The 19877-nt window shown below is 67.0% G+C and carries 17 protein-coding genes; 6 read left to right on the plus strand and 11 right to left on the minus strand.

What is annotated here, in order from left to right:
* Nucleotides 1-128: 128 nt before the first annotated feature.
* The 6 genes from codA to K8U54_RS19790 all read right to left on the minus strand — a co-directional run bounded on the left by codA (nt 129) and on the right by K8U54_RS19790 (nt 6263).
* The gene (gene codA / locus K8U54_RS19765) at nt 129-1364 is read right to left on the minus strand and encodes a cytosine deaminase (RefSeq protein ID WP_249907400.1); all 1236 of its coding nucleotides are present in this window, start codon (nt 1362-1364) and stop codon (nt 129-131) included.
* Nucleotides 1361-2602 (minus strand): PucR family transcriptional regulator, encoded by a 1242-nt coding sequence (locus K8U54_RS19770; RefSeq protein WP_249907401.1) that lies wholly within the window; start codon nt 2600-2602, stop codon nt 1361-1363. The genes codA and K8U54_RS19770 overlap by 4 nt, the downstream gene beginning before the upstream one ends.
* A complete protein-coding gene (codB, locus tag K8U54_RS19775; protein WP_249907402.1) occupies nt 2599-3870 on the minus strand; it encodes a cytosine permease in 1272 nt (423 codons plus the stop codon). The genes K8U54_RS19770 and codB overlap by 4 nt, the downstream gene beginning before the upstream one ends.
* Before the next feature lie 397 nt (nt 3871-4267).
* The gene (locus K8U54_RS19780; protein ID WP_249907403.1) at nt 4268-4774 is read right to left on the minus strand and encodes a DUF1993 domain-containing protein; all 507 of its coding nucleotides are present in this window, start codon (nt 4772-4774) and stop codon (nt 4268-4270) included.
* Between the two features lie 59 nt (nt 4775-4833).
* A complete protein-coding gene (locus tag K8U54_RS19785; RefSeq protein ID WP_249907404.1) occupies nt 4834-5304 on the minus strand; it encodes a MaoC family dehydratase in 471 nt (156 codons plus the stop codon).
* Nucleotides 5301-6263 (minus strand): alpha/beta hydrolase, encoded by a 963-nt coding sequence (locus tag K8U54_RS19790; RefSeq protein ID WP_249907405.1) that lies wholly within the window; start codon nt 6261-6263, stop codon nt 5301-5303. Before K8U54_RS19790 ends, K8U54_RS19785 begins: the two co-directional genes overlap by 4 nt.
* 148 nt (nt 6264-6411) lie before the next feature.
* Between K8U54_RS19790 and fadD2 the strand changes: the two genes are divergently transcribed.
* From fadD2 to K8U54_RS19820, 6 genes are all read left to right on the plus strand, one after another.
* Nucleotides 6412-8100 (plus strand): long-chain-fatty-acid--CoA ligase FadD2, encoded by a 1689-nt coding sequence (fadD2, locus tag K8U54_RS19795; RefSeq protein WP_249907406.1) that lies wholly within the window; start codon nt 6412-6414, stop codon nt 8098-8100.
* A 375-nt stretch (nt 8101-8475) separates the two neighbouring features.
* On the plus strand, nt 8476-10164 hold the full coding sequence (gene fadD1, locus K8U54_RS19800) for a long-chain-fatty-acid--CoA ligase FadD1 (protein WP_249907407.1): 1689 nt from the start codon (nt 8476-8478) through the stop codon (nt 10162-10164).
* A gap of 138 nt (nt 10165-10302) precedes the next feature.
* Nucleotides 10303-11211, plus strand: coding sequence for a LysR family transcriptional regulator (locus K8U54_RS19805; protein ID WP_249907408.1), 909 nt, complete (start codon nt 10303-10305; stop codon nt 11209-11211).
* Nucleotides 11212-11413: 202 nt separating this feature from the next.
* Nucleotides 11414-12901 (plus strand): MFS transporter, encoded by a 1488-nt coding sequence (locus tag K8U54_RS19810; RefSeq protein WP_249907409.1) that lies wholly within the window; start codon nt 11414-11416, stop codon nt 12899-12901.
* A gap of 16 nt (nt 12902-12917) precedes the next feature.
* Complete coding sequence (locus K8U54_RS19815; RefSeq protein WP_249907410.1) at nt 12918-13976, plus strand: HlyD family secretion protein; 1059 nt, start codon at nt 12918-12920, stop codon at nt 13974-13976.
* 1 nt (nt 13977) lies between these two features.
* Nucleotides 13978-15414: an efflux transporter outer membrane subunit gene (locus tag K8U54_RS19820; RefSeq protein WP_249907411.1), complete on the plus strand. Its 1437-nt coding sequence runs from the start codon at nt 13978-13980 to the stop codon at nt 15412-15414.
* Nucleotides 15415-15443: 29 nt separating this feature from the next.
* Here K8U54_RS19820 and K8U54_RS19825 read toward each other — a convergent pair whose 3' ends face one another.
* The 5 genes from K8U54_RS19825 to K8U54_RS19845 form a co-directional block, all read right to left on the minus strand.
* Nucleotides 15444-16469, minus strand: coding sequence for a UV damage endonuclease UvsE (locus tag K8U54_RS19825; protein ID WP_249907412.1), 1026 nt, complete (start codon nt 16467-16469; stop codon nt 15444-15446).
* A gap of 66 nt (nt 16470-16535) precedes the next feature.
* Nucleotides 16536-17303 (minus strand): phosphonate ABC transporter, permease protein PhnE, encoded by a 768-nt coding sequence (gene phnE / locus K8U54_RS19830; RefSeq protein WP_249907413.1) that lies wholly within the window; start codon nt 17301-17303, stop codon nt 16536-16538.
* The gene (locus K8U54_RS19835; protein WP_249907414.1) at nt 17300-18127 is read right to left on the minus strand and encodes a PhnE/PtxC family ABC transporter permease; all 828 of its coding nucleotides are present in this window, start codon (nt 18125-18127) and stop codon (nt 17300-17302) included. Before K8U54_RS19835 ends, phnE begins: the two co-directional genes overlap by 4 nt.
* Nucleotides 18121-18918 (minus strand): phosphonate ABC transporter ATP-binding protein, encoded by a 798-nt coding sequence (locus K8U54_RS19840; protein WP_249907415.1) that lies wholly within the window; start codon nt 18916-18918, stop codon nt 18121-18123. The genes K8U54_RS19835 and K8U54_RS19840 overlap by 7 nt, the downstream gene beginning before the upstream one ends.
* The gene (locus K8U54_RS19845; RefSeq protein ID WP_249907416.1) at nt 18915-19766 is read right to left on the minus strand and encodes a putative selenate ABC transporter substrate-binding protein; all 852 of its coding nucleotides are present in this window, start codon (nt 19764-19766) and stop codon (nt 18915-18917) included. Before K8U54_RS19845 ends, K8U54_RS19840 begins: the two co-directional genes overlap by 4 nt.
* Between the last annotated feature and the right edge of the window lie 111 nt (nt 19767-19877).

A 19877-nucleotide genomic window follows, 5' to 3' on the forward strand; every position in this document is an offset into this window, starting at 1 on the left:
GGCGCGTTTGGTCAATGTGGGAGGGGCTTTGCCCGGGCTCCCCACGGTATATCGGGGCTAAAGCCCCTCCCACGGTTTCGTAGCCCGGGTATCGCTGCGCGCAACGCCGGGCTACGGGCGGCGATTGATCAGCCGCGCTGCACGCTCGCTGGCGTGCGGCGCATCAGCACTTCCCCGTGGCGCACCGAGACCAGGGCATGGCCCTGGGTGCGGACCATCTCGTAATCGTCGGGCGCCGAGAGAATCAGCAGGTTGGCCGGGCGACCCACTTCGATGCCGTAGCGCTCACCCAGGTGCAGGGTGCGGGCGCTGTTGTCGGTGATCAGGTCCAGGCTGCGCTTGAGGTCTTCGTAGCCGAGCATATGGCAGATATGCAGGCCGGCTTCGAGGATGCGCAGGATGTTGCCGTTGCCCAGCGGGTACCAGGGGTCGACGATGGAGTCCTGGCCGAAGCAGACGTTCATGCCGGCGCGGTCGATCTCCGCCACGCGGGTCAGGCCCCGGCGTTTCGGGTAGCTGTCGAAGCGGCCCTGCAGGTGGATGCTCTCGGTGGGGCAGGAGACGAAGTTGATGCCGCTCATCTTCAGCAGGCGAAACAGCTTGGAGCAGTAGGCGTTGTCGTAGGAGCCCATGGCCACGGTGTGGCTGGCGGTGACCCGCGCGCCCATGCCGCGCACCCGGGCTTCTTCGGCCAGCACTTCGAGAAAGCGCGACTGCGGGTCGTCGGTCTCGTCGCAGTGCACGTCCACTAGGCAGCCGGTGCGCTCGGCCAGATCCATCAGGAACTTGATCGAGCTGACGCCCTGGTCACGGGTATTCTCGAAATGCGGAATGCCGCCGACCACGTCGGCGCCCAGCGCCACCGCCTGCTCCATCAGCGCACGGCCGTTGGCATAAGACTCGATGCCCTCCTGGGGAAAGGCGACGATCTGCAGGTCGATCAGGTGGCGGGTTTCCTCGCGCACTTCGAGCATCGCCTTGAGGGCAGCCAGGCTCGGGTCGGTGACGTCGACGTGGGTGCGCACGTGCTGGATGCCGTGGTCGACCAGCATGTCGATGGTCTTCTTGGCGCGGCTCTTGGTGTCTTCATGGGTGACCAGCGCCTTGCGCTCGGCCCAGCGCTCGATGCCTTCGAACAGCGTGCCGCTCATGTTCCAGGCCGGCTCGCCGGCGGTCAGGGTGGCGTCCAGATGAATATGCGGCTCGACGAAGGGCGCGACCACCAGGTTGCTGGCGGCATCGAGATCACCTGCGCCGGCGCTGACCTCCCTCGGCTGCTCGCTGATGGCGGCAATCTGCGCGCCGTCCAGGGCAATGTGGAAAAGACCTTCGCGGCCACGCAGGCGGGCGTTGACGATGTTCATGGGGTACTCCTTGGCAGGCTATGAGACGACAGGCGACGGATCAGCAGGGCGATGCTGATGTTCAGCCGGTCGTGAGGATCATCGAACGAGCAGCCGGTCAGCGCTTCGATACGTTGTACACGGTAGCTCAGGGTGTTGCGGTGTACGCCCAGGCGTTGCGCGGCCAGGGCGAGGTTGGCGTTCTCGAAGAACCAGGCTTCCAGGGTCGGCATCAGCACCGGCTCGTGGCGTGAATCATCGCCGATCAGCGGGCCCAGGGTGCGCTCGACGAAGCGCTCGAGCAGGCTGCGGTCGCGGATCGCGGCGAGCAATTCGATCGCCCCCAGTTCGTTGAAGCTGCACGAGCCCAGCCGCTCGGGAAAGGCCTGGGCGGCGACCAGGGCCTGGCGGGCCTGGCCGAGGGCGAGGGCGAAGCGCTGGGGCGGGTGGCCGCCGGTGCTGAGGCCGAGCACCGTGCGTTGCGGCTGCAGGCGCGCGTCCAGCGCGCCGAGCAGTTCGCTCAGCAGCGTGCGATTGCGTTGTTCGTCGTGATTGTTCGTGCAGGGCAGCAGGGCGATCCAATGCTCGCCCTGGCCGATCAGTGGCAGGGCGTCACCCAGTGCCTGCAGGCACTGCTCGAGGCGCTGCTGCAGGCACTGGCGGGCGTCGCGCAGCAGGCGTTCGCCGTTGGCGGCCGCCTCGCCGTCGAACAGTTGCTCGCTGTTCTGCAGGCGCAGCAGGGCGACCTGGCGCGGCACGTTCAGCGGCAGATCGAGGCTGGCAGCGCGCTGCAGCAGGATATCGATGGACTGGTAGTCGCCTTCCAGCAGTTGCTCCAGCACGTGCTGGCGCGAGCTGCCGAGCACCTGCTGGTGTACCAGTGCCGTACCGATGGCCTGGGTGACCACCACCATCTTCAACCCGTAGGGCTGTTCCAATAGCGGCAGGCCCAGGCGTTCGGCTTCGGCGATCACGCTGGCCGGAATCGCCTGGATGTACTCTGCGCCGGTGAGGATCACCAGCCCGGCGGTGGCCCGTTCGACCGCCTGGCGCACCAGAAGCAGCAGGTTGGCTTCATCACGCGGATGGTTGATGCCGGTGACGAACACCAGCTCGCCGCCCATCACCCAGTCGGCGATGTCCGCGTTCTCGGCCACGTAGGGCCAGCGCACCGGGTTGCCCCGGGCCGCCTGGCCGGCGCGCAGGCGCAGCGCCTGCAGGCCGGGCAGGGTCAGTACGTCGGCGACGCTCAGGCTCATGCGCGGGCGACCACGCCACGTGCGGCGAAGACTTTCTTCGTCTCGAACAGGGCGATGTACACCACGGCAGCGACGGCGATGCCCACCAGCGGCGCGATCCAGGGCGAGAAGTAGGCGCACAGCGCGCCGACGCCGTAGGCGCCGAGGCCGACCCAGTTGAAGGCCGGGATGCGGGCTTCGGCGAGCAGCGGGTAGCGGCTCTTATGACCGTAGAAATAGTCGGCCATGATCACTCCGCCAATCGGCGGGATGATCGAGCCGAGCAGGATCAGGAAGGGGATCAGCAGCTCGTACATGCCGCCGATGGCGAGCAGCGTGCCGATGCCGGCGCCGACCACGGTCACCGTCTTGCGCCGGCCGGTGCGCAGCAGGTTGCAGCCGGCGGCGGCGAAGTTGTAGATGGTGTTGTCCTGGGTGGTCCACAGGTTGAGGAACAGCATCACCACAGCCGCCATGGACAGGCCTTGCAGCACCAGCACTTCGACGACGTCCGGCTGCTGGTAGACGATGGCGCCATAGGCACCGGCGACGATCATCAGGCCGTTGCCCAGGAAGAAGCCGACCATGCTGGCGATCACCGCGATACGCCCGGTGCGGGCGAAGCGCGTCCAGTTGGTGGCCTGGGTGGCGCCGCTGACGAAGGTGCCGAAGACCATGGTGATGGCCACGCTCAGGGTCATGCTCTGGGTCGGCTCGATGGCCATCAGCGCGCTCAGGCCACCGATGTCGTCGGTGGCGATCCACAGCGAGCAGAGCAGCAGGGCGAGCATCGCCGGCACGGAAATCCGCGAGAGGATATCCAGGCCCTTGTAGCCGATGAACGCGGTGATGCAGAAGGCGAAGCCGAACAGCACCATCAGCGGGATGGTCAGGCCTTGCGGCAGGCCGAGAATCTTCACCAGCACGATGGCCACCGTGGCGGTGCCCCAGGCGTACCAGCCGATCTGGGTGAAACCGAGCAGCACGTCGGAGAGCTTGCTGCCGGCCTCGCCAAAGCAGAAGCGGCCCATCAGCACCGAGTTGAGGCCGCTGCGGCAGGCGATCAGGCCCAGCACGGCAGCGTAGGCGCCGAGCAGCAGGTTGCCGATGATCGCCGCCCAGATCAGCGTGGTGAAGTCGAAGGCCATGCCGATCTTGCCGCCGGCGAACATGGTGGCGGTGAAGAAGGTGAAGGAGAACAGCATGATCGAGGTGGAGAACAGCCCCTTGCGGGCGCCGGCCGGCACTTCGCTCAAGGGGTAGTCGCTGTCGGTGGTGGGGTGGGTCATGGCCTGGCTCCACAGGATGAGGGAAGCCATGGCTATAGCAGGCGACGTGCCAACTGATCGGTTTGGCAGCACGTACAGTGCGGGTTGTGCGATGTGCACAATGAAACGAGGTTTTTCGGCTTTTTATGGGGATTATGGTTGTGTGAAATGAACAGATTTGACCTGTCTTGGTGCGATGCCGACGGGCATGCACCAAGAGGTCACTGGGCGCCTCGATACGCTTTTGCCTGCTAATTGGAGGGTACAGCCGTTCGCTAGATGTAGGGTGGATGACGCTCTTTTCATCCACATTGCGATCGCAGAGCGGTGGACGGATGGGGCGTCGTCCACCCTACGACAGGCCACTTGCGCCTTGTAGCAGTGGCTTCACACGGTTCACTGAATACTGCGAGAGCCCTCAGCGGGTGCCTAGAAAGTCGCGCTTACCCAGTTCCACGCCGTTGTGGCGCAGGATGGCGTAGGTGGTGGTGATGTGGAAGTACAGGTTGGGCAGCACGTGATCGAGCAGGAAGGCCTGGCCCTGGAAGTGGGTTTCCTTGTCACGGCGCTTGAGCGTCACGGTGCGGTCTTCGCTGCCGTCGAGCTGGGCGGCGCTGATGCCCTGCACGAATTCCAGGGTCTTGGCGATACGTGCCTGCAGCTCGGCGAAGCTGGTTTCGTCATCGGCATGGCTCGGCGCCTCGACGCCGGCCAGCAGGGCTGCACCGGCCTTGACGGTGTCACAGGCGATCTGCACCTGGCGGCTGAGCGGGAACATGTCCGGCGCCAGGCGCGAGGCGAGCAGCACGCTCTGCTCGATCTTGCGGGCTTCGGCGTTGGCCGCAGCGAGGCCGAGGATGGTCGACAGGTTGGTCAGCTGGCGAGTGAACACCGGGATCGAGATGGAATGCATGGACAGTGGCATGGTGAGTTCCAGAAAGGGTCAGAGGAGGGAGGCGCAGGCCCGAGCCTGCGCGCAATGCATTAACCGATGCTGATCGGCGGCAGGGTCGCCAGCTCGACGGTAACGGCCTTGCGTGGCGCGATGATTTCAGCTTCGCCGTCGACCACCAGCTCGTCGTGCTGGTTGAACACACGGGTGGCGATGCGCACGCGGAATTTCGGCAGCTTCTCGAGGATTTCCAGGCGTACGGTCAGGGTGTCGCCGAGTTTGACCGGCTTCTGGAAGCTCATCTGCTGGCCCACGTAGATGGTGCCCGGGCCGGGCAGGGTGCAGGCCACGGCGGCGCTGATCAGCGCGCCGCTGAACATGCCGTGGGCGATGCGCTCCTTGAACATGGTGGTGGCCGCGTATTCGGCGTCCAGGTGCACCGGGTTGTGGTCGCCGGACACCGCGGCGAACAGCAGGATGTCGCGCTCTTCCACGGCCTTGCTGTAGCTGGCGGTCTGGCCGACTTCGAGGGCTTCGTAGGGGGTATTGCTGCTTTGCGTCATAGGGTGGGTTCCTGAGGAGGTGAAGGTCGCTGCTGGGGCTGCGAGAGCGTCTGTTCCAGCCAGTCGATCAGGTCGCGGGTGACCTCGTCACGGTTCGTTTCGTTGAGCAGTTCGTGGCGGGCCTGTGAATAGCGTTTCAATGAGGTACGGCTGTGGCCTGCTCGCCTCAAGGCATCGGCCAGGCGTTGCAGGCCGTGGCCCTGGCTGAGCGGATCATGGTCGCCGCCGATGATCAGGATCGGCAACTGCGGGGCGATCTGTTTCAGCGACGCGCGCGGGGTGATGCGCTGCAGGCCATCCAGCAGGTCGAGCCACAGCCCGTTGGTGCAGCGAAAACCGCACAGGGGGTCGGCAATGTAACGATCGACTTCGCCGTTGTCACGGCTGAGCCAGTCGAACGGCGTGCGCGCAGGCGCAAAGGCCTGGTTGAAAGAACCGAACGACAGCCAGTGGAGCAGCGCACTGCGCCCGGTCGCACCCTGGCGCCAGCGCTCGAAGCGGGCGACCAGCGCCGCCGCCCGATAGGTGCCCAGCTTGCCATGGTTGGAGCCGCTGAGAATGGCGCCCTGCACACTGCTGCTGTGGTGCATCAGGTAGGCGGTGGCGATGAAGCTGCCCATGCTGTGGCCGAGCAGGATGACTGGCGCCTGCGGCCGCTGGTGGCGAATGTGATGGTTGAGCGTGGAGAGGTCGCCGACCACGTGATCCCAGCCGTTCGCGTCGGCGAAATGGCCGAGCAGGCCATGCTGGGCGGTCTGCCCGTGGCCGCGGTGGTCGAGTGCGTAGAGCTCGAAGCCGGCGGCGACCAGCGCCGCGCCAAGACGTGCGTAGCGGCCACTGTGCTCGGCCATGCCGTGGGCGAGCATGACGACCGCTCTGGGCTCGCCCTGGGCGTGCCAGTGGTTGACGAACAGCGCTACGCCATCACTGCCGTCGAGCCAGAAGCTGCGGTGCTGCATGGCGAGGTCCCTTCCTGCTGGTGCAGGGCATTGTAGACCCTGCAGGTGCTGAAATTCACGGTATTGATTGTGGCTTTGCCAGGCCCTGGCCGGCTGCTAACTTCGTCCGGTGACCTCACGCACCTTCGGAAAACAAGGGATAACAACAATGCAGCCCGATTTCTGGAACGACAAACGCGCCCCCGGCGTGGCCAACGACATCGACATGGACGCCTACCAGTCGGTGGTCGAGGTGTTCGAACGCTCCTGCAAGACCTTTGCCGACCGCCCCGCGTTCAGCAATCTGGGCAAGACGCTGACCTACGGCGAACTGGACAGGCTGTCCGCCGCCTTCGCCGCCTACCTGCAGCAGCGCACCGACCTCAAGCCCGGTGACCGCATCGCCGTGCAGATGCCCAACGTGCTGCAGTACCCGATTGCCGTGTTCGGGGCGATGCGCGCCGGGCTGATCGTGGTCAACACCAACCCGCTGTATACCGCCCGCGAGATGCGCCACCAGTTCAAGGACGCCGGCGTGCGTGCCCTGGTGTACCTGAACATGTTCGGCAAGCTGGTGCAGGAGGTGCTGCCCGACAGCCAGATCGAGTACCTGATCGAAGCGCGCATGGGCGATCTGTTGCCCACCCTCAAGGGCTGGCTGGTCAATACGGTGGTCAAGAAGGTCAAGAAGATGGTGCCCGCCTACCATCTGCCCCAGGCGCTGTCGTTCAAGCAGGTGCTGGCCGATGGCGCGCGGCTCGGCCTGCGACCGGTCAGTGCGGCACAAGGCGATATCGCCGTGCTGCAGTACACCGGCGGCACCACCGGGGTGGCCAAGGGCACCATGCTCACCCACGCCAACCTGATCGCCAACATGCTGCAGGCCAATGCCTGCATGCTGCAGCACGGCCCCGACGGCACGCCGCTGATGAAGCCCGGCCAGGAGGTGATGATCGCGCCGCTGCCGCTGTACCACATCTATGCCTTCACCATGAATTGCATGTGCATGATGGTCAACGGCAACCACAACGTGCTGATCACCAACCCGAGGGATATCCCCGGTTTCGTCAAGGAACTGGGTAAATGGAAGTTCTCCGCGCTGCTGGGGCTCAACACCCTGTTCGTGGCGCTGATGGATCACCCGGATTTCGACAAGCTCGACTTCAGCCATCTAAAGGTCACCAACTCCGGTGGCACGGCGCTGGTCAAGGCTACCGCCGAGCGCTGGCAGCGCTTGACCGGCTGCGCGGTAGTGGAAGGCTATGGCCTCACCGAAACCTCGCCGATCGCCAGTGCCAACCCCAGCGGCGACCTGGCGCGCCTGGGCACCGTCGGCATTCCGGTGCCGGGCACGGGGTTCAAGATCATCGATGATGACGGCAACGAGCTGCCCCTGGGTGAGCGTGGCGAGCTGTGCATCAAGGGGCCGCAGGTGATGAAGGGCTACTGGAATCGCCCGGAGGCCACCGCCGAGGTGTTGGACGACGAGGGCTGGTTCAAGTCCGGCGATATCGCGGTGATCGACGAGGACGGCTTCGTGCGCATCGTCGACCGCAAGAAGGACATGATCATCGTCTCCGGCTTCAACGTGTACCCCAACGAGATCGAGGACGTGGTGATGGCCCACAGCAAGGTGGCCAGCTGCGCGGCCATCGGCGTGCCGGACGAGAAATCCGGCGAAGCGGTGAAGCTGTTCGTGGTCAAGCGCGACGACAGCCTGACCGCCGAAGAGCTCAAGGCCTACTGCAAGGAGAACTTCACCGGCTACAAGGTGCCGCGGCAGATCGTGTTCAGGGAGTCGCTGCCGATGACCAACGTAGGCAAGATCCTGCGCCGCGAGCTGCGCGACAACGCCTAGCCTCCCCCAACGACACCCGGGCCGGCCCCGGGTGTCGCTGCGCTCGACCCAGGCTGCGGCCTAAACACTCATCTGGCGTCCCGCTCGCCAACTGCCAATCCCGCCCTGCAGGAAAGCGCGCAGGCGTCTATCATGGGCGTTGCCTGGCGCCCGACGAGTGCTGTGCACCGGAGCGCCTCGAAAAAAAACGCGTGACCAATATTTTCAATGTGGTCATTTCCGATACCGGCCGGCCTTTTCGTGCTCTGGTCGGTATCCGGCAACTCTGCTAATCTCGGCCCGCTTTGCGCTCCTCAGGGGCGAACAGCCAGGCATACATACAACAAACAACCGCCTTGGCGGTGACGACAAGCTGTTGCTTAGGAGTGGGTGTCCATGACCGAAAACTTCTGGACGGACAAATATCCCGAGGGGGTCGCGGCCGAGATCGATCCCGACCAGTACCCCAACGTTCAGGCGGTGCTGAAGCAGTCCTGCCAGCGTTTTGCCGACAAGCCCGCGTTTACCAATCTGGGCAAGACGATCACTTACGGCCAGCTGTACGAGCTGTCCGGTCACTTCGCGGCGTACCTGCAGCAACACACCGATCTCAAGCCAGGCGACCGCATCGCCGTGCAACTGCCCAACGTTCTGCAATACCCGGTGGCGGTATTCGGCGCCATGCGCGCCGGCCTAGTGGTGGTCAACACCAACCCGCTGTACACCGCGCGGGAAATGGAACACCAGTTCAACGACTCCGGCGCCAAGGCGCTGCTGTGCCTGGCCAACATGGCGCACCTGGCCGAGCAGGTGGTGCCCAAGACCGGCGTCAAGACGGTGATCGTCACCGAGGTCGGCGACATGCTGCCGCCGCTCAAGCGCCTGCTGGTCAATGCCGTGGTCAAGTACGTGAAGAAGATGGTGCCGGCCTACAACCTGCCGGGCGCGGTCAAGTTCACCGACGCCCTGAGCCAGGGCCGTGGCAAGGCGGTCAGCGAAGCCAGCCCCGGCTCCCAGGACGTGGCCGTGCTGCAGTACACCGGCGGCACCACCGGGGTGGCCAAGGGCGCGATGCTCACCCACCGCAACCTGATCGCCAACATGCTGCAGTGCCGCGAGCTGATGGGCTCGAACCTGGGCGAGGGCAGCGAAATCATCGTGGCGCCGCTGCCGCTGTACCACATCTACGCCTTCACCTTTCACTGCATGGCGATGATGCATTGCGGTAACCACAACCTGCTGATCACCAACCCGCGCGACCTGCCGACCATGGTCAAGGACCTGTCCAGGTTCCGGTTCAGCGGCTTCGTCGGCCTCAATACCCTGTTCGTGGCGCTGAGCAACAACGAAGGGTTCCAGAAGCTCGACTTCTCCAGGCTCAAGGTCACCCTGTCCGGCGGCATGGCGCTGCAGCAGGCCGCCGCCGAGCGCTGGAAGCAGGTCACCGGCTGCCCGATCTGCGAAGGTTACGGGTTGACCGAAACCAGCCCGGTCGCCTCGGTGAACCCCATCACCAACATCCAGATGGGCACCATCGGCATTCCCGCGCCCTCGACCCGGTTCAAGGTCATCGATGACCAGGGCAACGACCTGGCCTTGGGTGAAACCGGCGAGCTGTGCATCAAGGGCCCGCAGGTGATGAAGGGCTATTGGCAACGCCAGGAAGCCACCGACGAAGTGATCGATGCCAACGGCTGGTTCAAGACCGGCGACATCGGCATCATCCAGCCTGACGGCTACATCCGCATCGTCGACCGCAAGAAGGACATGATTCTGGTGTCCGGCTTCAACGTCTACCCGAACGAGCTGGAGGACGTGCTGGTGACCCTGCCGGGCGTCCTGCAGTGCGCTGCCATCGGCGTACCGGACGAGCGCTCGGGCGAGTCGATCAAGGTGTTCGTGGTGGTCAAGCCGGGCATGACCCTGACCAAGGAACAGGTCATGCAGCACATGCACGACAACCTCACCGGCTACAAGCGGCCCAAGCAGGTCGAGTTCCGCGAGAGCCTGCCGACCACCAACGTCGGCAAGATCCTGCGCCGCGAGCTGCGTGACGAAGAGCTCAGGAAGCTCGGCAAGAAGTAAGCGTCACGCTGCACACCAAGGCCCTGCACTGCAGGGCCTTTTTCGTTCGTGGGTGATTTGCTGGAGGGCTTTTACCTGCAGCGCAATAGCCCTAGACTTGCGCCTTGTGCACTGGTCGGTGCTGGAGGCGTGCCCGCGATGCAATTGCCGGATCTGAATCTGCTGGTCGCCCTCGACGTGTTGCTGGAGGAGGGCAGCGTGGTCGGCGCCGCCCGGCGCATGCACCTCAGCCCCCCGGCCATGAGCCGCACCCTGACGCGCATCCGCGAGGCGGTGGGCGACCCGATTCTGGTGCGTGCCGGCCGTGGCCTGGTGCCGACGCCACGGGCCCTGGAGCTGCGCGAGCAGGTGCGCGATCTGGTCGAGCAGGCCAGTAGCGTGTTCCGCTCCCAGGACGTCGAGCTGGCCAGCCTCGACCGGGCGTTCAACATCCGCACCAACGACATCTTCATGGTCTGTTACGGCGGCCGGCTGGTGGAGCTGATCCGCGAGCAGGCGCCCAGGGTGATGCTGCGCTTCGTGCCGGAAATCGACGGCGACGACGACGCCATGCGCGGCGGGCGCATCGACCTGGCCATTGGCGCCTCCCTGCAGCTGCCGCCGGAGATCAAGCACCAGGGTCTGTTCATGAGCCGCTTCGTGGGCCTGGCGCGGGCCGACCACCCGATCTTCGACGAGATGATCAACGCCGAACGGTTCGCCGCCTTCGACCAGATCAGCGTGTCGCGCCGTGGCCTGGCCCGCGGGCCGATCGACCAGGTGCTCGAGCAGCAGGGCCTGGCGCGCCGGGTGGTCACGGTGTCGCCGAGCTTCTTTTCCGCCGTGCTGGCGCTGCGCGATTCGGACCTGATCCTGCCGATGCCCAACCCGGTGGTCGCCGTGTGCAACCAGCTGGGCCTGGCCTTGCGCAGCTTCGAGATCCCCTTGCCGCTGTCGCCGGTGCGGGTCCACCAGTCCTGGCACCCGCGCTTCGACAACGACCCGGCCCATCGCTGGCTGCGCGGCCTGATCAAGCGTTGCTGCGAAGAAAATGCACTCGGCGTCTGATAGCTGCGCCAGGCGCAATCATTGATTAGAAACATTGCAATTTTCGGTAATGGTCGTTTTCCCTAGACTGCCGGGCTAAACACGTTACCGGATATTTCTGCATGCTCTGCACTTGCCAGGCGGGCGGCTGCGCATCGTCATGAATGCACCTGCGCTCGCGCCTTTGCCCCTTCCCGTGCCCCCTGCGCCACACGCCGCACCGATGCAGGCGAGCCCCTTCGGGCTGCGCATCGTCGTCGGCCTGCTCGGCGTGCTGCTGGCCGTGCTGGTGTCGGGTTTCAACGAGAACGTCACCAAGATCGCCCTGGTCGACATCCGCGGCGCCATGGGCATCGGCCATGACGAAGGCAGCTGGCTGCTGGCGCTGTACATGGCCGCCTCGGTCAGTGCCATGGCCTTCGCCCCCTGGTTCGCGGTAACCCTGTCGATTCGCCGCTTCACCCTGTGCGCCATCGGCGCCTTCATGCTGCTCGGCCTGCTGTCGCCGCTGGCGCCCAACGAGCGCGTGCTGATGCTGCTGCGCGCCCTGCAGGGGCTGGCCGGCGGGGCACTGCCGCCGATGCTGATGAGCGTGGCGCTGCGCTTCCTGCCAGCCAACATCAAGCTCTACGGCCTGGCCGCCTATGCGCTGACGGCGACCTTCGGCCCCGGCATGGGCACGCCCCTGGCTGCTTTCTGGGTGGAGTACGCCGGCTGGCAGTGGGCGTTCTGGCAGATCATCCCCGGCAGCCTGCTGGCCATGGCCGCGGTGGCCTGGGGCCTGCCCCAGGACCCGTTGCGCCTGGAGCGCTTCGCCCAGTTCAACTGGCGCGGCCTGCTGCTCGGCCTGCCGGCGATCAACCTGCTGGTCATCGGCCTGCTGCAGGGCGAGCGCCTGAACTGGTTGCACTCGCCGCTGATCGTCAGCCTGCTCGGCGGTGGCAGCCTGTTGCTGGTGCTGTTCCTGCTCAACGAATGGCGCCACCCCCTGCCGTTCTTCAAGCTGCAGCTGCTCAAGGCGCGCAACCTCGCCTTCGCGCTGTTCACCCTGGCCGGGGTGTTGCTGGTGCTGTTGGCTGCAAGCCTGATTCCGTCGTCCTACCTGGCCCAGGTGCAAGGCTACCGGCCACTGCAAACCGCGCCGATGCTGCTCTGGGTAGCCGTGCCGCAGCTATTGGCACTGCCCCTGGTGGCCGCGCTGTGCAACCTGCGCCGGGTGGATTGCCGCTACGTGCTGGCCGCCGGGCTGGGGATGATGGGGCTGGCCTGCGTGCTCGGCTCGCAGCTGACCTCGGCGTGGATTCGCGATGATTTTCTGCTGATCCAGCTGCTGCAGATCTTCGGCCAGCCGATGTCGGTACTGCCACTGCTGATGCTCTCCACCGGCAGCATCCAGCCGATCCAGGGGCCGTTCGCCTCGGCCTGGTTCAACACCGTCAAGGGCCTGGCCGCCGTGGTGGCCACCGCGGTACTCGACCTGCTGACCACCGCGCGCCTGCACCTGCATTCCAACAACCTGGTCGACCGCCTCGGCAACCAGCCGCTGCTGCCCGACGGTGCCGCGAGTCACCTGGCCAGCCGCCTGCACCAGCAGGCCCTGGTGCTGACCTACGCCGACCTCTACCTGTGCGTGGCGCTGGTCGCCTTCGCCCTGATCCTGATCATTCCCTTCGTGCCCACGCGCATCTACCCGCCGCGTACCGCCCACTGAACCGATGGACATCACCATGAATACCCTGCGCAAACCCGCTCTGCTGATCGGCCTGGCCGTTGCCGGCCTGCTGGTCTGGGGCGCCTGGCAACTGCTGTTCGCCGAGCACTACCAGCAAAGCACCAACGACGCCTTCATCAGCGCCGACTTCACCCTGGTGGCGCCGAAGATCGCCGGCTTCGTCAGCGAGGTGCTGGTCGAGGACAACCAGCGCGTCAAGGCCGGCCAACTGCTGGCGCGCATCGACGACCGCGACTACCGCGCCGCGCTGGACGTGGCCAAGGCCGGCGTGGCCAGCGCCGAGGCGCAGCGGGTGAATGCCGAGGCCAGCGTGCAGCGCCAGCAGTCGGTGATCGACCAAGCTGCCGCCACGGTCAAGGCCGACCAGGCCGAAGTGCGCTTCGCCGAGCACGAACTGCAGCGCTACAAGCACCTGGCCGGGCAGGGTGCCGGCACCCTGCAGAATGCCCAGCAGGCGCAGAGCCGTTTCGATACCGCCCTGGCGCGCCAGCAGCAGAACCAGGCGGCGCTGGCCGCCACCCGGCAGCAGACGGCGATCCTCGTCGCCCAGCGCGATGCCGCCGCTGCCGCGGTCGAGCGGGCCGCGGCCGAATTGCAGCGTGCCGAGCTGGATCTGTCGTACACCGAATTGCGCGCGCCCATGGACGGCATGGTCGGCCGCCGCGCCCTGCGCGTCGGTGCCTACGTCAGCCCCGGCAACCCGCTGCTGGCGGTGGTGCCGCTGGAGCAGGCCTTCGTGGTCGCCAACTTCCAGGAAACCCAGCTCAACCGCGTGCGCCCTGGCCAGCCGGTGAGCATCCGCGTCGACAGCTACCCGGACCTGCAACTGCACGGCCACGTCGAGAGCCTGGCGCCGGCCACCGGCGTGACCTTCGCCGCCGTGGCGCCGGACAACGCCACCGGCAACTTCACCAAAGTGGTGCAGCGCATCCCGGTGAAGATCGTGCTCGATGCCGACCAGCCCGTGGTGGGTTACCTGCGCGTCGGCATGTCGGTGGAGGCCAGCATCGACACCCACCAACTCGATGACCGCCAACTGGCGCAAGCGCACTGACATGCAGCGATTTCATCGACTGACGCTGCTCGGCCTGAGCGTCGCCCTGAGTGCCTGCACCCTGGGCCCGGATTTCCGTAGCCCCGATGCCCACCTGCCGGACGCCTGGGCCCTGCAGCAAAGCCCGGTACGCAGCCAGCCCGAGGCGGCCAGCGTGCAGGCACGCTGGTGGGACAGCTTTGCCGATGCGCAGCTCACGGCCTTGCTGCAGCGCGCCGTGGCCGGCAACGTCGACCTGCAACTGGCCGCCAGCCGCGTCCAGCAAAGCCGCGCCGTGCGCCTGAGCAGCGGCGCCGCCCAGGTGCCGAGCCTGGATGGCCAGGCCGGCTACAGTCGCGCCCGCAACAGCGAAGTGGGCCTCAACGACCCGTCCGGCAATGCCGGCAAGAATGACTACAGCCTCTGGCAGGCCGGCCTGGGCGCCAGCTGGGAGCTGGACCTGTGGGGGCGCGTGCGCCGGCAAGTGGAGGCTGCCGATGCGCAGCTCGCCGGCAGCCAGGCCCTGCGTGACGGCGTGGCACTGTCGGTGCTGGCGGAAACCGCCAGCGGCTACATCCAGCTGCGCGGCGCCCAGCAACTGCGGCTGATCACCGAGCAGAACCTGCAGATCGCCCAGCGCAGCCTGACCCTCAACCAGACCCGCCTGGACGACGGCGTGGCCACCCACCTGGAAGTGGCCGAGGCGGCCTCCCGGGTGGCGTTCCTGGAGGCGCGCCTGGAGCCGCTGCGCCTGCGTGAACGGCGGCTGGGCAACGCCCTGGCGCTGTTGCTCGGCCAGCCACCCGGCAGCCTGCAGGCGGAGTTGGGCGAGCCGGCCGAGATTCCCAGGGGGCCGCTACGCGTGCCGGTGGGCCTGCCCAGCGAGCTGGCCAGCCGCCGCCCGGACATCCGCCAGGCCGAGGCCCAGCTGCATGCGGCCACCGCCAGCATCGGCGTGGCCGAGGCGGACTTCTACCCGCGCATCACCCTGTCCGGCGATCTCGGCCTGCAGGCGTTGCAGCTCAGCGACCTGGACGGCTGGTCCGCCCACCGCTTCGCCATCGGCCCGGCGATCAGCGTGCCGCTGTTCGATGGCGGGCGCCGGCGCGGCACCCTGCAGTTGCGCGAGGCGCAGCAGCAGGAAGCGGCCATCGCCTACCAGCGCACCGTGCTCGGCGCCTGGCATGAAGTGGACGACGCCATGGCCGCCTACCAGGCCCAGCAACGTCGCCATGAGCGGCTGCAGGAAGCGGTCGAGCAAAGCCGCGTGGCACTGGCCAACGCCGAGTTGCAATACCAGCAGGGCACGGTGGATTACCTCAACGTGCTGAGCGTGCAGCAGGCCCTGCTGAGCAACGAGGAAGAGCTGCTGGACAGCCGCCAGGCCACCTCCCTGGCGCTGGTCGGCCTGTACCGCGCACTGGGTGGCGGCTGGGAGCAACACGCCGGCGGCGCATGATCCCAGGCCAAGCAAGCGGCATCGGCAAGCTAGGCGCTTTTCAGGTAACGCTCGTAGAACTCCACGGTCGCCACGTTCTTGTCCTTGGACTCGAACATGATGTCGAAGCGATCGAGAAACTGCAGCACGTACTCGTTGGTCCAGTGGTTCCACATCCGCGCGCTGTGGCCGTACAGCTCGCGCTTGGGCGCGACCTTCAGCACCTCGGGCATTTCCAGCTTCTGCCCGGCACTCAGGCCCAGCTCCTGCAGGCGTTCCTGGGGTTGCGAGAGGTGCATGGTCGGGCGTACGCCGCGCCAGCTGTCGATGATCCGCGCCACGCGCTCGCTGTGCGGGTCGATGTAGTCGTCCTCGTGGATCCAGCAGTGGTGCACGTCGAGCACCACGGGGGCGAGATCGGCCAGGGCCAGGCAGGCGTCCACGCCGTAGGTCTTCTCGTCGTTCTCGAAGGTGATGCACTGGCGCGCCTCATGGGACAGCCGCGGCCACACCGCGCGAATGCCGTCGCCACCCAGCTTGCCGGCGATATGCAGGTTGCACTTGAAGTCCTGAAAGGTCCGCCCGTAGCCCATCATGCGGATCATGTCGGCGTGGTACTCGAACTCGGCGAGGCTGTTCTCCACCACGTCGGGGCGATCCGAACCCAGCACGCAGTACTGGCCCGGGTGCATGGACAGACGGATGTTGGCGGCGCGCGCCACCTCGCCAATCGCCGCGAACCCCTCGATCAGGCGCTGCTGCATCTGCGCTTGCTGGTAGAAGGCGGCGACCTTGGGGTGGCTGTAGAACGGCAGCAGATCACTGCTCAGGCGCAGCATCTGCAGCGGCTCGGGCAGGGTGACCACGTAGGCGAGCAGGCGCAACTGGGCCAGCAGGTTGTGCTCGACGATTTCCGCGAGCTTGTCGTGGGCCACGGCGGGTGCCACGCTGTCCATCCAGCGCAGGGTGGTGGTGCGCGGGTTGAAGGCCGCCTCGATGATCTTCAGCTCGCCGGCTGGCAGGCTGCGGTCAGGGTGGCGGTACTGGCAGGCGAAGCCAATGCGGGGTACGGGCATGGACGGGTCTCGGAATCAGGGCTGCAGAGGAAATCTGACCACGGGCGTGGCCGTGGCGCTCCCGGATTAATTGCGCACCCAGCGCTGCCGCGTCCAGCCACTGAAGGCATCCACCGCCAGCACCAGCAGCAACATGGCGAGGATCACCGTGGCGGCCTGGGCTTCCTGGAACAGGCTCAGGCTGACGTAGAGCATCTGCCCCAGGCCGCCGGCACCGACGAAGCCCATGATCGCCGCCATGCGGATGTTGTTCTCCCAGCGGTACAGGCTGTAGGCCAGCAACTGCGGCCATAGTGCCGGCAGGGTGCCGTAGCAGAACGCGGCCCAGGCGCCGCCGCCCTGCAGGCGAATGGCGTCCGCCGGCTGCGGCGGGGTGTTCTCCAGGGCTTCGGCGAACAGCCGGCCGAGCACGCCAGCGGTATGCAGGGCCAGCGCCAGGGTGCCGGCATTGGGGCCCAGGCCGGCAGCCAGCACCATCAGCACCGCCCACACCAGCTCGGGAATGGCGCGCAGGGCATTGAGCAGCAGCCGTGTGGCGGCCTGGGCGAGGGTACCCAGGCGACCGGCCGCCGGCAGCGCCAGCAGCAGACCGAGCACGGCGGCGAGCAAGGTACCCACGGCCGACATGGCCAGGGTTTCCAGGGCGCCACGGGCGGTGGCCTGCAGGTGGCTGGCGCTGAAGTCGGGGCTGAGAAAGCGCGCGGCATAGCTGCCCATCTGCCCGAGGCTGTCGGCGCCGAACAGGCCGGCCAGGTCCAGGCCGAGATAGACGAAGGAGCCGACCACCGCCGCGGCGATGCCCAGCACCAGCAGCAGGTTGCCCAGGCGCCTCATGTGAACCTCGCGCGCAGCAGGCGGCTGAGCTGGTCGGCCAGCAACACCAGCAGCAGAAAGGTCAGCAGCATGCTGGCCACTTCGGCACCGGCGAACATGCGCATCGACAGGTCGATCTGCTGGCCCAGGCCACCGGCGCCGACGAAGCCCATCACCACCGAGGCGCGCACCGCACATTCCCAGCGGTACACCGTATAGGAGGTCAGCTCCGCGGCGGCGGCCGGCAGCACGCCATAGGCGAAGGCGGCCAGGCGCCCGCTGCCGCTCTGCAACAGGGCGTGCACCGGGCGCTGGTCCACCGACTCGAAGATCTCCGCGTAGACCTTGCCGAGCATGCCCGCGTAAGTGATGGCGATGGCCAGCACCCCGGCGGTCGGCCCCAGGCCCACGGCGCGCACGAACAGCAGCGCCCAGACGATCTCCGGCACGCTGCGCAGCACGATCAGCACGCCGCGCACCGGCCAGCGCAGCCAGCGGCCCAGGGCACCCGGCTGGCCGCCGCGTGAGGCCGCCGAGAGCGACAGCGCGCGGCTGGCCAACAGGCTCGCCGGCACCGCCAGCAGCAGCGCCAGGGCCATGCCGGCAGTGGCGATGGCCAGGGTCTGCAGGGTGGCGTCCAGCAGCAGGCCGAGGAAGTCGCGGTCATGGGCCGGCGGCCAGAAATCCTTGAGAAAGCCGCCCATGGACCCGGCGCTGTCCGGGTGCAGCAGCACGCCCAGGTCCAGTTCGGCCAGGTGCATGCCCGGCCACAGCAGGGCGATGGCCAGCAGCGCGAACGCCAGGCGCGGCAGGGCAGCGGGGTCGCGCTGATCGCGTTTCAGCATCGCGGCGCCCAGGCCCCCGGCGCAGGCTCGGCAACGCGGGCGGTGCTCAGCTGTTCGTTGGCGTACAGCGCTTTCAGGCGCTGAGGGTCGACTTCACTGGCCGGCAGGTCGAAGGCGATGCGCCCGTCACGCACCCCGACGATGCGCGGAAAATGCCCCAGGGCCAGTTCCACCGTGTGCAGGCTGGCGACCAGGGTCACCCCGCCGGCTCCGGCATGGCCGACCAGCAGCGACAGGGTGTGATCGGCCAGGCGCGGGTCCATGGCCGCGACCGGCTCGTCGGCGAGCAGCAGTTGCGGTGCCTGGTACAGGGCGCGGGCGATACCGACGCGCTGCAGCTGGCCGCCGGAGAGCTGGCCGCAGCGGGCGAACAGCTTGTCGCCCAGGTCGAGCTTGTCCAGCTGCGCTCGGGCGCCGGGAATGTCCAGTGGGTGCAGCAGGTTGAGCAGGCTTCTGGCCAGGCCCCACTGGCCCAGGCGCCCGGCCAGCACCGCGGTGACCACCCGCTGGCGCGGGGGCAAAGGCGGCGCCTGGTGGATCAGGGCGATGCGCGTGCGCAGGCGTTGGCGCTGGCGGCTGGAGAGCTGCCACGGGCGCTCGCCGAGCACCTGCAGCTCGCCCTCGCTGGGCGCCAGGGCGGTGGCCAGCAGGTTGAGCAGGCTTGACTTGCCGGCGCCGGACGGGCCGATGATCGCCACCCGCTCACCCTGCTCGATGCTCAGGTCGATGCCTTGCAGCGCCTGCACGCCATTGCCGTGCCTGAGCCCGACGGTGGCCAGGCGCAGGCTCATTTCAGCAGGTCGGCAGCGCGGGCAGCCTCTTCGATGCCCTTGTAGTTCTCGGGCTTGGTCTCGATGAAGCGGCTGGCCGCCTGCAGGTCGAGAATCGCCTTGTGTTCCGGGTTGGCCGGGTCGAGGGCCAGGAACGCCTGCTTGATCTTCTCGGCCAGCGCCGGGTCGAGGGTGCCGCGCACCGTCCAGTTGTAGTCGAAGTAGGTCGGCGTGGTGGCGAAGACCTTGACCTTGCTGGTGTCGACCTTGCCGCTCTTGACCAGCTTGTCCCACACGCTGGAGTTCAGCACGCCCGCGTCGACCTTGCCGGCCTGCACCCAGGCAGCGGTGGCGTCGTGGGCGCCGGAGTAGGCGACGCGGCTGAAGTAGCTCTCCGGCTTGATGCCGTCCTGCAGCATGAAGTAGCGCGGCATCAGGCTGCCGGAGGTGGAGGAAATCGAGCCGAAGGCGAAGGTCTTGCCCTTCAGGTCCTTGAGTGATTTGACCTGGGGGTCGGCGCTGATGAAGGTGCTGGTGAAGGCCGCGTCCTGCTCACGCTGCACCAGGGGCAGCGCGTTACCGGTCTTCAGGTTCACCTGCACGAAGGTGAAGCCGCCCAGCCAGGCCATGTCCAGGCGATCGGTGGCCAGGGCCTCGACCACGGCCGGGTAGTCGGCCACCGGTACGAACTCGACCTTCATGCCCAGTTGCTGCTCCAGGTAGGCGCCCAACGGCTTGAACTTGCGCAGAAGCTCGGTGGGGGCTTCATCGGGAATCGCCGAGACGCGCAGGGTTTCGGCGGCATGGGCGGTGAGGGCGGCGGCGGACAGGGCAAGGCCGGCGACCAGCGACAGGGTGCGCTTGAGCATGGAGTTCTCCGGTTCAATAGCGGAAAAAACGAGAGGATGTGTGCGGCGTGCGGGCCGATGCGGTGCCGCCCAGGCGTGGCTGGGCGGCCGGTGCGCAGCGCGGGCGGCGCC

This window comes from Pseudomonas fulva, assembly GCF_023517795.1.
GTDB classification, from domain to species: domain Bacteria; phylum Pseudomonadota; class Gammaproteobacteria; order Pseudomonadales; family Pseudomonadaceae; genus Aquipseudomonas; species Aquipseudomonas fulva_D.